Here is a 12,843-nt window from a genome sequence, read left to right on the forward strand (position 1 = left end):
CAGGTATCCCCTTCATCCTTTCGAACGCCCATGTTCCCAGACCCTGACACTCCCACTCGACGCGTGGCCGGCTTGGCCCGCTCACTGCCGTTCATGCAGGCGCTGCACGGACAGACCGTCGTCATCATCGACGGTGGTGCCGCCAGCGACGCCCACACGCGCTCGGCCTTCGCGCAGGATGTCGCGCTGCTCGCGCTCACCGGCATCCATCCGATCGTGATCCAAAGCATTCCGACTGCGTCCGTCGCGCAATCGGTCCACGCGACACACGCCGCCATGGCCGGCGTCAACCATGAACTCGTGCGCCTGATCGGCAGCCACGGCGCGCGGGCAATCGGCGTCGACGGTCACGACGGCGGCCTGCTGGTCGCCAGCGCCGAATCCGACCACGCGGACACGAGCAAGGTCGCGCGGTTCGACGTCACCGCGTTGAACGCGTTGCTCGACAACGGACTGGTGCCCGTCGTGATGCCGGTCGCACCGGACGACGCAGGCCATGATCGGCTGCTGCGCCCGGAACGGCTCGGCAGCCTGTTCGCGCAACGTACGGGCGCCGTTACGCTGGTGATGATGGTTGACAGCGCATGGCTGCGCGAACTCGGCGAACTCACCGGGCTGTACGGCATCACGGAGCTGGAGCAATGGCTCGCCGAGCATCCGGCCGCCAACGCGGCGCCGTGCGTACGGGACGCGCTCGATGCGCTCGCACACGGCGTGCAGAATGCCCATCTCGCTGATATCGGGCAACCCGAATCGCTGATCGACGAGCTGTTGGCGGAGGAGGGATCGGGCGTGGTGTTCTGCCGACGCGGCAACACCGATCTGCTGTCGGAAACCCGTCGCTACTTCGCCGATTCGGCGTGCGTGCTGCGTGACGGGTTCAGTGTCGAGCAGAAGCCGGTTGTACGGTTTTGACCGGGCAGCACGAACACGCTTGCGGCGGCCCGCAAAGGCCGCCGCAAGCGGGCAAGCATCGACACGGCAACGACGTCAACGTCGCGCCGCCAGTCTCCTGACGACACTCACCAGCGCATCGACTTCATCGCACGTGTTGTAGAACGCGAGCGACGGCCGCACCGTGGCTTCGAGCCCGAAGCGCCGCAGGATCGGTTGCGCGCAGTGGTGCCCCGAGCGCACCGCGATGCCCTCTTCGTTCAGCGCCTGCCCGACCTCCTCGGTTTCATAGCCCTTCAGCACGAACGACAGCACGCTCGCCTTGTCGCGCGCGGTACCGACGAGCCGCACGCCCGGCACCGGCGCGAGCACGCTCGTCGCATACGCGAGCAGATCGTGCTCGTAGCGCGCGATGTTCTCGATGCCGACGCGGTTCACGTAGTCGAGCGCCGCGCCGAGCCCCACCGCATCCGCGATGTTGCCGGTGCCGGCTTCGAAGCGGTTCGGCGGCGGCTGAAACACCGTGCGCTCGAACGTCACGTCCGCGATCATGTTGCCGCCCCCCTGCCACGGCGGCATGTCGTCGAGGATCGCGCGTTTGCCGTACACGACGCCGATCCCGGTCGGCCCGTAGATCTTGTGCCCGGAGAACACGAAGAAATCCGCATCGAGCGCCTGCACGTCCACGCGCATGTGCGAGATCGACTGCGCACCGTCGACCAGCGCCTTCGCGCCCGCGCGATGCGCGAGCTCGACGATCTCCTTCACCGGCACGACCGTGCCGAGCGCGTTCGACACCTGCGTGACCGACACGATCTTCGTGCGATCGTTGAGCAGCTTCCGGTATTCGTCGAGCAGCACCTGCCCCGAATCGTCGACCGGAATCACGCGCAGCTTCGCACCCTTGAGCGCGGCAAGCTGCTGCCACGGCACGATGTTCGCGTGATGCTCGAGATGCGACACGACGATCTCGTCGCCTTCGCCGACGTTCTGCACGCCCCACGTCTTCGCGATCAGGTTGATCGCCTCGGTCGTGCCACGCACGAACACGATCTCGTCGGGCGACGATGCGCCGATGAAGCGCTGCACCGTCTCCCGCGCATGCTCGTACGCATCCGTCGCGCGTCCCGCCAGTGCATGCGCCGCGCGGTGGATGTTCGAGTTCTCGTGAGCGTAGAAGTACGCGAGTCGGTCGATCACGGCTTGCGGCTTGTGCGTCGTCGCCGCGTTGTCGAACCAGACGAGCTGCTTGCCGTTCACGCGTTCCTGCAGGATCGGGAAGTCGCGGCGGATCGCGTTCACGTCGAACGGCGGATGGGCGCCGCGATGCAGCTGACCGTGCGGCTCGGCTGCCTGCGCATCGTCGATGAAGTAGCGCGGCACGTCGGCACCCGACGCGCGCGACGCCGGCACGTCGCGATGCACGGCCAGCAGCGCGCGCAGCGCGTCGTCGCCCGGCAACCCGAACGCTTCCGGCGACGCGAGGCCGTTCGACGGCACGACGATGTCCTGCGGCGTCGCCTGCCAGCCCTGCAGCGAACCGTCGGTGAAGTAGTACGGCGACGCCTTCGCCGCGCCTTCCGGTGCCGGCGCATTCACCTGCGGCACACCGAGCGCCGCGCCGCCGACGCGCGGCTCCAGCGCGGGCGCGATCGATACGACGTTGTCGGGCAGCCCGTTCTGCGCGGCCGCATGCGGCGCGAGCGCGGGTGCGCGGTTGCCGAGCGACAGCACGTGCGTCGGCGCGGACGGCGCGAGATTCGCGCCCGGTACCTTGCCTTGCGGCAGCGCGAGCCCCGGCACGCCGGTGCCCGCCCCGCCCGGGCCCGCGAGCGGCGAGCCGCCCGGCACCGGGTTGCTCACCGACGCGAGAATCGGCGCCGCCGCAGGCAAGGCCGACGGCACGCCGCCGACCGCGCCGCTGCCCGCCGACAGCCCGGGCGCGGTGGCCTGCCCGGGCGGCGTCGCGAAGAACTCGGACGCGAGCCGCGCGAGCGTCGCCGGGTCGGGCAAGCCGGCCGGCAGCGGCGCGTGCGGCAACGCGTGCGCGTCGCCGCCGGCCAGGCCGGGATTAACGGTAGGTGTCGGGATAGTCATGGAACTTGGCGATTTCGACGTCATCGAGGACAGCCAGCGCATCCGGCGAGTGGACCGCGAGCGAGCAATACAGCGAGATCAGGTACGACGCGATCGCCTGGTTGTTGATCCCCATGAAGCGCACCGACAGGCCCGGCCCCTGCTCGCCCGCGACGCCCGGCTGATACAGGCCGACGACGCCCTGGCGCTTGTCGCCGACGCGCAGCAGCAGGATCTTGGTCTTGCCGTCCGCGACCGGCACCTTGTCCGACGGAATCAGCGGAATGCCGCGCCACGTGAGGAACTGCGAGCCGAACAGGCTGACCGTCGGCGGCGGCACGCCGCGCCGCGTGCATTCGCGGCCGAACGCGGCGATCGCGAGCGGGTGCGTGAGGAAAAACGCCGGCTCCTTCCACACCTTCGTCAGCAGCTCGTCGAGATCGTCCGGCGTCGGCGCGCCCGTCAGCGGGAAGATCCGCTGTTCGTCGGTCACGTTCGCGAGCAGCCCGTAGTCGGGGTTGTTGATCAGCTGGCTTTCCTGCAGCTCCTTGATCGTCTCGATCGTCAGGCGCAGCTGCTCCTTGATCTGGTCATGAGGACTGCTGTAAAGATCGGAGATCCGCGTATGCACGTCGAGCACCGTGCTCACCGCGTTCAGGAAGTATTCGCGCGGCTGTTCCTCGTACGGCACGAAGGTCTGCGGCAGCACGCTTTCGTCCTCGAGCTGCGTGCATGCGGCGCGCACGGCTTCCGGGTTCTTCACCTGGTTCAGGCGGTAGATGCCGGCCTCGACCGGCACCCATTGCAGCAGATGGGTCAGCCAGCGCGGCGTGATCGTGGAAAGCTGGGGGACGGTCTTGGTAGCGTTCGCTAGTTGGCGGGCGGCGTGATCGCTCAGCGCGGCCGTGCCGCTTGCAACGGTCGACATGTGTGGCTCCGGGTTCTTAAGATGAAAAACGGGATTGCTTATGACGCTGGGTGATTATCGGAAGCACGCCCCTGCCGGCTCAACATGCTATAGCCGTCAGGTCGTGCAACCGAAGGGGAAACGGGGCGAAGCGACCTCAGGTGACGTACGCACCCGGCAGCAGCGTCGAGATCGACACGTCGAACGCGCGCGCGATCTTGTCGGCCGTGACGATCGACGCGATCGCCTCGCCGCGCTCGATCTCGCCGACGTACGAGCGGTTCAGCCCCGCATGCTCGGCCAGCTGCTCCTGCGACCACGTGCGCGCTTCGCGCAGCTTGCGCACGGTGGCGCCGAAGTGATGGATGAGGTCGCTCATCGCGCCTCCTAGGCGACGCGCGCCGCCGTGCGCGGCGCGGCGTTCGCTTCGCTGCGCAGCACGGCCTGCGTGACGTTTTCGCCGGCCGGCACGTCCTGCGTGAGCCACACGTTGCCGCCGATCACCGCGCCGCGCCCGATCGTCACGCGGCCGAGGATCGTTGCGCCCGCATAGATCACCACGTCGTCCTCGACGATCGGATGGCGCGCGAGCCCTTTCTCCAGATGGCCGGCCGCATCGCGCGGGAAGCGCTTCGCGCCGAGCGTGACGGCCTGGTACACGCGCACGCGCTCGCCGATGATCGCCGTCTCGCCGATCACGACGCCCGTGCCGTGGTCGATGAAGAAGCCCGCGCCGATGCGCGCGCCCGGATGAATGTCGATGCCCGTTTCCGCATGCGCCTGCTCGGCGATGATCCGCGCGAGCAGCGGCAGGCCGAGCCCGTACAGCTCATGCGCGAGCCGGTGATGAATCATCGCGAGGATGCCCGGATAGCACAGCAGCACCTCGTCGACGCTGCCGGCCGCCGGATCGCCGTGGAACGCCGCGAGCACGTCGCTGTCGAGCAGCCGGCGAATCTCCGGCAAGCGTGCGGCGAACGCCTGCACGGCCTTCGACGCGACTTCGTCGAGATTGTCGGCCGGCCCGTCGGCATTGCGGTGACGCGCCGCGTAGCGCAATTCGAGCGTCACCTGCGTGAGCAACGCATTCAGCGCCGCGTCGAGCGCGTGGGCCACGTGGAAATTCTCGCTTTCCTGCCGCAGGTCGGGCGGCCCGAGCCGCATCGGGAACAGCACACCTTTCAACGCGCCGACGATCTGCGCGAGCGCTTCGCGCGCCGGCAAATCACGCCCGCCGGGTTCGAGCGAACGCCGCTGCTTTTCGCGCCATGCGCGACGCACCGTCTGCAGCGATTGAACGATGTCGTCGATATCGAATGCGGCCATGCTGCTTTCTCCCCGTAACCGCCGTGAATCAATCCTGCGCCCAAGGCAGGCCGCGGAAACGCCAGCCGTTTTGGCCGCCGCGATGCTGCCGCTCGTCGAGGTCGCCCTCGAAGCCTTCGAGCACATTGAAAACCTGCGTGAAACCGCCCTTCGCCGCGGCCTCGGCCGCCTGCGCCGAGCGGTTGCCGCTGCGGCACAACAGCAACACGACCGCGTCCTTGCCAGTCTTCGCTTCCAGTTCGCGCACGAAGCGCGGGTTGCGCGTCAGGCTCGTGCCGGTCGCCCACGGCACGTGCAGCGACTCCGGCACGTAGCCGACGAATTTCCGTTCCTCGGCCGTGCGCACGTCCACCAGCACGGCGTCGCCCGCCGAAAACAACGCCCAAGCGGTTTCCGGCGCCACGCCACCCGCGTAGGGCTTGCCGGTCGCCAAGGCCGCCGCGCGCGCGTCTTCGAGCGCCTGCTGCGCAGCGGTTCGTTCTTGCAGTTCAACCGTCATGACACTTCCTTGTATTCTCAGATTCGTATGAACAAAGACACCGGGAATGCGGCTGTTGCAGCTTGCGTGCTGTCTATAGCCGTCAGCGTCACTATGCGAGTGCGGTCGGGGAAGCAGAACCAATAAAAATTCATTTCCTAATCAGCGCCGCGGGGAATGCAATAACGGACGCGCGCTATCGATGCGCGGTTGATGGCGGGCGGGAAATGAAAGGCGATGACCGTTCGATGTCGTGCATCGAAAGAGTTTGAAAGGAAGGGGAAGAACGAGCAGCGCGGCATTCCGCGCGTCGTCATGGAATCCGAAATGCGCCGGCGAAGCCCCCGAGCCTCGCCGACGCATGGGTTCTTCAGGATGTCATACCACTGGATCGACCGGCACAATCGGCACCCCACGCGCCTCGATATCGCGTCCCGCAAGCAGACACAGATCCTCGCGATGATGCGTGGCCACCACTTGCACGCCCACCGGCACGCCGTTCACGATCGATGTCGTAACGGCCAGCCCCGGCAGCCCCATCGCGGGCAGCGCGCGCAACGTGAGCTGCGCTTCCCACACGCGCTCGAAGCCGTCCGGCCCTTGCCGGTCGAGATCGTCGGGGAACGGCAGTTCCGCCGAAACGGGCAACAGCAGCACCGCATAGTCGTCGAGAAACAGCCGCCACGCTCGCGTCAGCGTGGTACGCCGGACCAGCGCGCGGCTGATCACGTCGGCCGGCAGGTCGCGCACCTTGCCGCGCACGGCGGCGATCACCGCGGCCGCGCCCGGATCGCTGTCTTGCGCCACGGCGTTCGCCAGCGCGTCGAATCCGTCGCCGAGCCACAGCTGTTCCTGCAGCAGCGCGGCCTCGCGCATCGGCGGCGTATCGTCGATCTCGTCGACGGTCCAGCCGGCATCGACCAGCCGGCGCGCGGCATCGCGCAACGCGGCCTCGACTTCGGGCACGACCTCCAGGCCGCGCGGACGCACGCACAGCGCCGCGCGCTTCGGCACATCGCGCCCGTCGAACGGCACCGCGACGTGCCACGGATCGCGCGGGTCCGGCGCGGAGAAGGCGCGTAGCGCGAGCGAGAGATCGTCGATCGTGCGCGCGATCGGCCCGGCCGTCGACATCAGTTGCGCGCCGATCGCCCGCTCGGGCGACGATGCATTGAATGCCGGCACGCGGCCGAGCGACGGCCGGATCCCGTGTACGCCGCATGCATAGGCCGGGTAGCGCACCGAGCCGCCGATGTCGGTGCCGACCGCGAGCGGGCCGATCCCTGCAGCCACGGCCGCCGCCGCGCCGCCGCTCGATCCGCCCGGCGTCAGCGACGCATTGCGCGGATTGCGCGTGTGGCCGTGCACGAGATTCGCCGTGAACCAGCGCAATGCGAACGTCGGGGAATTGGTGCGGCCGAGCAGCACCCCGCCGGCCTTCCGGATGTTCGCGACCACCGGGCTGTCGGCGGGCGCGACCAGATTGCGCTGCAAACGCGTGCCGTTGGTCGTCGCAAAGCCGGCCTGATCGACGTTGATCTTCACGGTGACGGGGACGCCCGCGAGCGGCCCCGGATCGTCGCCGCGCGCGATCGCGCGATCGACTTCGTCGGCCTGCTGCCGCACGTCGTCGGGACGGTGTTCGACCACCGCGTTGATCGCCGGATTCACGGCATCGAGACGATCGAGCACCGCGTCCGCCACTTCGCGCGCGGATACGTCGCGCCGCCGCACGCGTTTCGCGAGTTCGGTCGCGGACAGTTCCCAGAGTTCGGTCATGACTTCTCCTGGTGAAAAGACATCACGATCACGCGCGGAACCGCGCCCCTCACGAAAGCGCGGCGCCGCACGCGCTCACTGCGTATCCTGCTTCGCGCGCTCGGCCGCGGCGATGATCGCGTCGGCCACGGCCTTCGGCTGGCTCAGCATCGCGACATGGCTCGCGTTCACGCGCGTGACCGTCGCGCCGATCCGCTTCGCCATCGCTTCCTGCAGCGTCGGATCGATCATCCGGTCCTGCGTCGCGACGACGAACGTCGACGGCTTCGCATGCCACGCGGCCTGCGTGACCTTCTCCGAGATGCACCCGCCATACCATGGCCCCTGGGTCGCCGCGACGAGGCGCTGCTGCGCGGGCGGCAGATCCGGCGCGAAGTCCTGCGCGATCGCCTTGTCCGACAGCCGTGCGAAACCGCCCGCGTCCTTGCGCAACTCGCCGGCCCATGCCGGCGCCGGCAGCCCCTGCGTGACGTCCGCGATCGACTGGCCGTTGTCGGGGGCGAACGCCGCGACGTACACGAGCGACTTCACCTTGTCGTCGTTGCCCGCGTCGCTGATCACGACGCCCGCCCACGAATGGCCGACCAGCACGACCGGCCCCTTCTGTTCGTCGATCGTACGCTTCGCCGCGGCCGCATCGTCGGCGAGCGAGCTCAGCGGATTCTGTACCGACACCACGTGCAGCCCGCGCGCCTCCAGCAGCGGAATCACGCGGTTCCAGCTCGATCCGTCGGCGAACGCGCCGTGCACGAGCACGACGTTGGTGCCCTTCAGGTCTTCCTTCGGCGCGGCCTGCGCCGCGACCGCACCGAACAGTCCGCCGATCATCGCGGCGGATACCAGAACGCGTTTCGTCAAACCGGCCATCGTCATGCTCCTTTGCTTGTCGTGTCGTTCAAATGAAGGACTGCAGTGAAGGCCGCGCCTGCATGCGGCAGGCGCGGCGCGGAATCACGAATGCGCGTACAGGTCGTCGGCGGCGTTACGTGCGGCACGCGGCTGCGCGGCATCGCGATGGCCGGCCGGCGTCGACGCATCGGCCACGTTGTCGCCTTGCGACTTCGACGGGCCGTTCTGGTCGGAACGCGCGACCTGCTCGGCAGCCGCGACGGCATGCTCTGCGGCGGCGATGTCGTCCGGGTAATGCGCTTCGCTCCCGGCCGGGTTGTAGCCGGCCTTCTCGAGACGGATGAGGTCGGCGCGCACTTCGGCACGCGTGAGGCCGTGGCCGGTATCGGCGAACGACAGTGCGGGTACGACGGCGAGAACGGCAACGGCGAGGATTCGAGCGGCTTTCATGAGATTTCTCCTTGAACGAAGTTGGGGGTGTCGATCACCTGGCATCCGGTGCGAACGCCTGGCACCGAACGTTTGCTGCATGTCGACAGTAGAACCCGCGCACGTATCCGGCATGTTTCCGAAACCGGGGCTTTCTGCATGCCAGTTTTTCAGGAGCGGCCGCAGATACAGAGCGATACAAACCGGCTTGCCGACGCGCTGCGCCGTTCCCCTCGCAGCACGAAAAAAGGCGTGCCTGGCAGGGCACGCCTTTCCGTCACCTTCACCTTCACCTCTCCGTGTCACGTCACGGCGCGAGCCGCGTGAACACGTAATCGTGGTTTTTCACCCGCGCCTGATGGCATGCAAAGCATGTCTGATGCTGGCCGAGGTCGGCCGGCACGCCGTTGATGAAGCGCCCGAATCCCCAGCCGCCCGTCGCCGCATAGCGGCGCGAATCCTTCACCATCACCTGCACGGTCGTCGCCTGGCCGGGCACCGTCGCGGGCGCGAACTCGTCGGACTGCTTGCGCTTGTATGCAAGCTTCACGAGGATCGTGCCGTCCGGAAACGGCAGCGTCGCCTGTTCGAGCGCGCGGATCGCGACCGGGTTACCGAGCACCACCCGCAGTTCGTCGAGCGGTGCGGCCTCTTCGGCCGGCGCGACCATCTCCCACTTCCGGTAGCCGGGCGGAATCGTCACGCCGTAGATCGGCGACGCGGCCGCGGCCGGTTTCGGCTGCTCCGCGAACGCGGCCGGACCGCTCGCCGACCACGCACCGGCCAGCAGCACGCCCGCGACGAGCACATGGCGCGCGCCGCGCCGCCCCATTCCCACGCGGGCCCGCATCACAGATGCTCCACTTGCAGGATCGCATCGGCGAATGCCTGCGGCGCTTCCTGCGGCAGGTTGTGGCCGATGCCGCCGGTGATGGTCCGGTGCTGGTACTTGCCGGTGAACTTCTTCGCGTACGCGGCCGGCTCCGGATGCGGCGCGCCGTTCGCGTCGCCTTCCATCGTGATCGTCGGCACGGTGATCGCGGGCCCGGACGCGAGACGCCGCTCGATGTCGTCGTATTGCGCTTCGCCCTTCGCGAGCCCGAGCCGCCAGCGATAGTTGTGGATCACGACGGCCACGTGATCGGGATTCCGGAACGACGCGGCCGAGCGCGCATACGTCTCGTCGGAGAACTGCCACTTCGGCGACGCGAGTTGCCAGATCAGCTTGTTGAACGCATCGCGGTTCTGCGCGTAGCCCAGTTCGCCGCGCTCGGTCGTGAAGTAGAACTGATACCACCACTGGAATTCGGCCTGCGGCGGCAGCGGCTTGGCGTTCGCCGCCTGGCTGCCGATCAGGTAGCCGCTCACCGACACCAGCGCCTTCACGCGCTGCGGCCACAGCGCCGCGATGATGTCGGCCGTGCGCGCGCCCCAGTCGTAGCCGCCGAACACCGCGCGGTCGATCTTCAGCGCATCCATCAGCGCGACGATGTCGACGGCCGTCACCGCCTGCTGGCCGTTGCGCACCGTGTCGGCCGAGCGGAACGTCGTCGAGCCGTAGCCGCGCAGGTACGGCACGATCACGCGATAGCCGGCCGCGACGAGCAGCGGCGCGACGTCCGCGTAGCTGTAGATGTCGTACGGCCAGCCGTGCAACAGGAACACGACCGGGCCCTGCTTCGGTCCGAGATCCGCATAACCGACGTTGAGCACGCCCGCGTCGATCTGGTGGATCGGGCCCAGCGACGCAGCGCTGGCCGGGCGCTTCGCCGCCGATGCATCGGGCGCCGACTGCGCATGCGCGAGCGCGCTGAAGCCGAGGTCGGCCAGGCTCAGGCTCGCCAGCGTCGAGCCCAGGATCAGGCGGCGGCGGGTGTTCACGGTATCAGGCATGACTCGTTCTCCATTGTCGATCGCTCAGGAAAGGGCCCGCGGCACGTGCGGGCAATCGGGTGTCGCCGTTCGCAGCGGCGGCGCATGGCACCGCGCCGCCGTGCGAATCGCTTCACCGGTTTTATATCCGAACCATCCGGACGCTTTGTATCCCAACGTATCCGTGTGCGAACACGACACACAGCGATTCAAAAATCGCGGGAAAACGATGCTTCGGCGCGGCCGCGCGGCACTCGCGGCCCGGTGCGCCGGCGTGTCAGAACAGCCTGGCGATCGCGGGCACGCTGAGCACCGCGACGTAATAGCCCATGAACTGCACGCCGGTGTTGAACGCGAACAGGCGCGACAGCATCCCGCCGAACAGGCCGATCGTCACGATCACGGCGAGCCCGAGCAGTTGCCCTTCCCACACGCCGATCACGACGATCAGCCCCGCGAAGGTCGCGATGATCGCTTCATGGCTCAGCTTGCGCGCGACGAACGCCGCCGCGCGGTGCGCGTGGTGCATCGCGAGCGGATACGCGATCAGCGCGGCCAGCACGATCGCCAGCAGCCCGTAGCCGAGGAACGCGGGCCAGCTCATCAGCGTATGCAGGTTGTGGATCTGCCCGCTCGCCGCGTCGACCGTGAAGCGCGGCGGCGCATTGAACAGCGGCGCGGCCGGGCCGGCCGCCACCGGGCTCAGCGGCAGCCCGAACGCGATCAGCGGAATCAGCGCTTCGGCGATATAGGTGGCCTCGGTCACGCCGTTGCGCGCGGCGATCACGGTCGTCAGGCGCTGGTACGCATGACGCACGCGCGCGCCGACGATCTCGCCCATCAGCACCGTCATCGCGACCGGGCTGAACACGAACGTCGCGCTCGACACGGCGGCCGTGCCGACCGTCCACGCGACCTGCTCGCGGTCGAGCACCTTCAGCGGATTCGGGAAATAGCCGCGCCAGCTTTTCACGTCGGGCGCGAGCACGAACGTCGACGGCCCGTCGCGGCGCATGCGCCGCCGCTCGGCCGGCGACAGGATCGAGAACAGGTCGGCCACCAGCGGGCCGATCGCGATCCCGAGGAAGTAGCTGACGCTCAGCTTCACGCCGTAATGACCGGTGAGCGCCTGCAGCCCGACCACCAGCATCACGAACGGCACCAGCAGCAGCACCGATGCCCAGCGCCCCGCCGAGCAGTACGCGATGCCGACGGCCGCCGCGAGGAACACCCACGGCGCGGCCTTCGCGATCGCCGCGCCGAACGGCGCGAGCAGCGACGCGAACAACACCGCGAGCGGCAGCGCGACGAACGCGGCGACGATCGCGCCGGAGATCATCTTGCGCAGCGCGATGTGCGGCACGCCGAGCGCGCGCAGCAGCGTCGCCTGTTGCAGCAGCGGCGCGGCCATCGTGTCGCCGGGAATGCCGAGCAGCGCGGTCGGGATCGCATGCGTGATGTGCTTGGCCACCGCGCCCGCGAGGAAGAACGTGAACACGCCGGCCGGCGGCACGCCGAGCAGCGCGACGAGCAACGTGAGCGGCGCGATCGTCGTCGTTTCGTCGGTGCCGGAGATCAGCCCGATGCCGGAGAACACGATCGCGCCGAGCAGCCCCATCGCGAACGCGGCCGGCAACGCCTGCAGCAGTGCGTCCATCAGCGGCCTCCCGCGCGTGCGCGCCCGGTCGACGCGTCGTACGACGCGAACAGGTCGAGCAGCCCGAGTTCCTCCATCTCGGCGCGCGCGCTGGCCGACAGGTCGCTCGCCGCGCCCAGTCCGCCCGATGCTTCGGCGAGTTGCCGCAAGGCGTCGTCGCGCTCGGCGCTGCCCGCCTCATGCTCGATCACCGTGCGCTTCGGCTTGAACAGCACCGCGCAGATCGTGCCGGCCAGCAGGCAGCCGCCGAGGCCGATCAGCATCGCATAAGCGCGTGCGATCGCCGCGTCGTGCACGAACGATGCGAGCGCGATGCGGCCGATCTCGAACGCGCCGAGGCTGATCGCGATGCCGAGCAGCACCGACCACGCGAGATGCTTCGTCGCCACCGTGTCGCCCCACACCTCGACGAGCGTCGCGGCCGCCGCATCGGCGCCGGCCAACGGCCGGGTGCGATGCGGCGCGGGTGCGACGGCGCTTGAACCGGTCTGTTCCATGTGTCTCCTCCTGGTTTGATATGTCGCCGGCCATGCCGGCGCGGCGCGGACTGCACACCGCGTCGATCACGCGGCGCGC

General features: G+C 68.6%; 13 protein-coding genes. 1 reads left to right on the forward strand and 12 read right to left on the reverse strand.

Features of this window, described 5'->3' with window-relative positions:
- The first annotated feature begins 30 nt into the window (after window positions 1-30).
- Window positions 31-915: an acetylglutamate kinase gene (locus H0X95_RS29035; protein ID WP_059722371.1), complete on the forward strand. Its 885-nt coding sequence runs from the start codon at window positions 31-33 to the stop codon at window positions 913-915.
- A 75-nt stretch (window positions 916-990) separates the two neighbouring features.
- Here the strand turns inward: H0X95_RS29035 and H0X95_RS29040 are convergent, their stop codons facing one another.
- The 12 genes from H0X95_RS29040 to H0X95_RS29095 all read right to left on the reverse strand — a co-directional run bounded on the left by H0X95_RS29040 (window position 991) and on the right by H0X95_RS29095 (window position 12,764).
- The gene (locus H0X95_RS29040) at window positions 991-2,991 is read right to left on the reverse strand and encodes a family 2A encapsulin nanocompartment cargo protein cysteine desulfurase (protein WP_059722369.1); all 2,001 of its coding nucleotides are present in this window, start codon (window positions 2,989-2,991) and stop codon (window positions 991-993) included.
- On the reverse strand, window positions 2,966-3,898 hold the full coding sequence (locus H0X95_RS29045) for a family 2A encapsulin nanocompartment shell protein (RefSeq protein ID WP_006479760.1): 933 nt from the start codon (window positions 3,896-3,898) through the stop codon (window positions 2,966-2,968). The genes H0X95_RS29040 and H0X95_RS29045 overlap by 26 nt, the downstream gene beginning before the upstream one ends.
- A gap of 136 nt (window positions 3,899-4,034) precedes the next feature.
- Window positions 4,035-4,256 (reverse strand): helix-turn-helix domain-containing protein, encoded by a 222-nt coding sequence (locus H0X95_RS29050; RefSeq protein ID WP_006484517.1) that lies wholly within the window; start codon window positions 4,254-4,256, stop codon window positions 4,035-4,037.
- Between the two features lie 8 nt (window positions 4,257-4,264).
- Window positions 4,265-5,203, reverse strand: coding sequence for a serine O-acetyltransferase EpsC (epsC, locus tag H0X95_RS29055; protein WP_011694557.1), 939 nt, complete (start codon window positions 5,201-5,203; stop codon window positions 4,265-4,267).
- Between the two features lie 28 nt (window positions 5,204-5,231).
- Window positions 5,232-5,702, reverse strand: a complete 471-nt coding sequence (locus H0X95_RS29060) for a rhodanese-like domain-containing protein (RefSeq protein WP_059722368.1) — start codon at window positions 5,700-5,702, stop codon at window positions 5,232-5,234.
- 357 nt (window positions 5,703-6,059) lie between these two features.
- A complete protein-coding gene (locus tag H0X95_RS29065; RefSeq protein WP_059722366.1) occupies window positions 6,060-7,460 on the reverse strand; it encodes an amidase family protein in 1,401 nt (466 codons plus the stop codon).
- Between the two features lie 75 nt (window positions 7,461-7,535).
- Complete coding sequence (locus H0X95_RS29070) at window positions 7,536-8,327, reverse strand: alpha/beta fold hydrolase (RefSeq protein WP_006484617.1); 792 nt, start codon at window positions 8,325-8,327, stop codon at window positions 7,536-7,538.
- Between the two features lie 84 nt (window positions 8,328-8,411).
- Window positions 8,412-8,759, reverse strand: coding sequence for a DUF4148 domain-containing protein (locus H0X95_RS29075; RefSeq protein ID WP_059722365.1), 348 nt, complete (start codon window positions 8,757-8,759; stop codon window positions 8,412-8,414).
- Between the two features lie 286 nt (window positions 8,760-9,045).
- Window positions 9,046-9,588 carry a cytochrome P460 family protein gene (locus tag H0X95_RS29080; RefSeq protein ID WP_012493119.1) on the reverse strand — a complete coding sequence of 181 codons (543 nt, stop codon included), beginning with the start codon at window positions 9,586-9,588 and terminating at the stop codon, window positions 9,046-9,048.
- On the reverse strand, window positions 9,588-10,631 hold the full coding sequence (locus H0X95_RS29085) for an alpha/beta fold hydrolase (protein WP_059722363.1): 1,044 nt from the start codon (window positions 10,629-10,631) through the stop codon (window positions 9,588-9,590). Before H0X95_RS29085 ends, H0X95_RS29080 begins: the two co-directional genes overlap by 1 nt.
- Before the next feature lie 256 nt (window positions 10,632-10,887).
- Window positions 10,888-12,267, reverse strand: a complete 1,380-nt coding sequence (locus H0X95_RS29090) for a tripartite tricarboxylate transporter permease (RefSeq protein ID WP_006484537.1) — start codon at window positions 12,265-12,267, stop codon at window positions 10,888-10,890.
- Entirely contained in the window at window positions 12,267-12,764 is a 498-nt protein-coding gene (locus H0X95_RS29095; protein WP_059722361.1) for a hypothetical protein, read from the reverse strand. Before H0X95_RS29095 ends, H0X95_RS29090 begins: the two co-directional genes overlap by 1 nt.
- Window positions 12,765-12,843 lie beyond the last annotated feature (79 nt).

The organism is Burkholderia sp. 9779_493 (assembly GCF_015712215.1).
Taxonomy (GTDB): Bacteria; Pseudomonadota; Gammaproteobacteria; order Burkholderiales; family Burkholderiaceae; genus Burkholderia; species Burkholderia cenocepacia.

Bases quoted from the DNA above. Each gene is read 5' to 3' on its own strand.
- H0X95_RS29075 (WP_059722365.1), bottom strand. From the start codon at position 8,759: ATGAAAGCCGCTCGAATCCTCGCCGTTGCCGTTCTCGCCGTCGTACCC.
- H0X95_RS29050 (WP_006484517.1), bottom strand. From the start codon at position 4,256: ATGAGCGACCTCATCCATCACTTCGGCGCCACCGTGCGCAAGCTGCGC.
- epsC (WP_011694557.1), bottom strand. From the start codon at position 5,203: ATGGCCGCATTCGATATCGACGACATCGTTCAATCGCTGCAGACGGTG.
- H0X95_RS29060 (WP_059722368.1), bottom strand. From the start codon at position 5,702: ATGACGGTTGAACTGCAAGAACGAACCGCTGCGCAGCAGGCGCTCGAA.
- H0X95_RS29035 (WP_059722371.1), top strand. From the start codon at position 31: ATGTTCCCAGACCCTGACACTCCCACTCGACGCGTGGCCGGCTTGGCC.
- H0X95_RS29090 (WP_006484537.1), bottom strand. From the start codon at position 12,267: ATGGACGCACTGCTGCAGGCGTTGCCGGCCGCGTTCGCGATGGGGCTG.
- H0X95_RS29085 (WP_059722363.1), bottom strand. From the start codon at position 10,631: ATGCCTGATACCGTGAACACCCGCCGCCGCCTGATCCTGGGCTCGACG.
- H0X95_RS29095 (WP_059722361.1), bottom strand. From the start codon at position 12,764: ATGGAACAGACCGGTTCAAGCGCCGTCGCACCCGCGCCGCATCGCACC.
- H0X95_RS29065 (WP_059722366.1), bottom strand. From the start codon at position 7,460: ATGACCGAACTCTGGGAACTGTCCGCGACCGAACTCGCGAAACGCGTG.
- H0X95_RS29040 (WP_059722369.1), bottom strand. From the start codon at position 2,991: ATGACTATCCCGACACCTACCGTTAATCCCGGCCTGGCCGGCGGCGAC.
- H0X95_RS29080 (WP_012493119.1), bottom strand. From the start codon at position 9,588: ATGCGGGCCCGCGTGGGAATGGGGCGGCGCGGCGCGCGCCATGTGCTC.
- H0X95_RS29045 (WP_006479760.1), bottom strand. From the start codon at position 3,898: ATGTCGACCGTTGCAAGCGGCACGGCCGCGCTGAGCGATCACGCCGCC.
- H0X95_RS29070 (WP_006484617.1), bottom strand. From the start codon at position 8,327: ATGGCCGGTTTGACGAAACGCGTTCTGGTATCCGCCGCGATGATCGGC.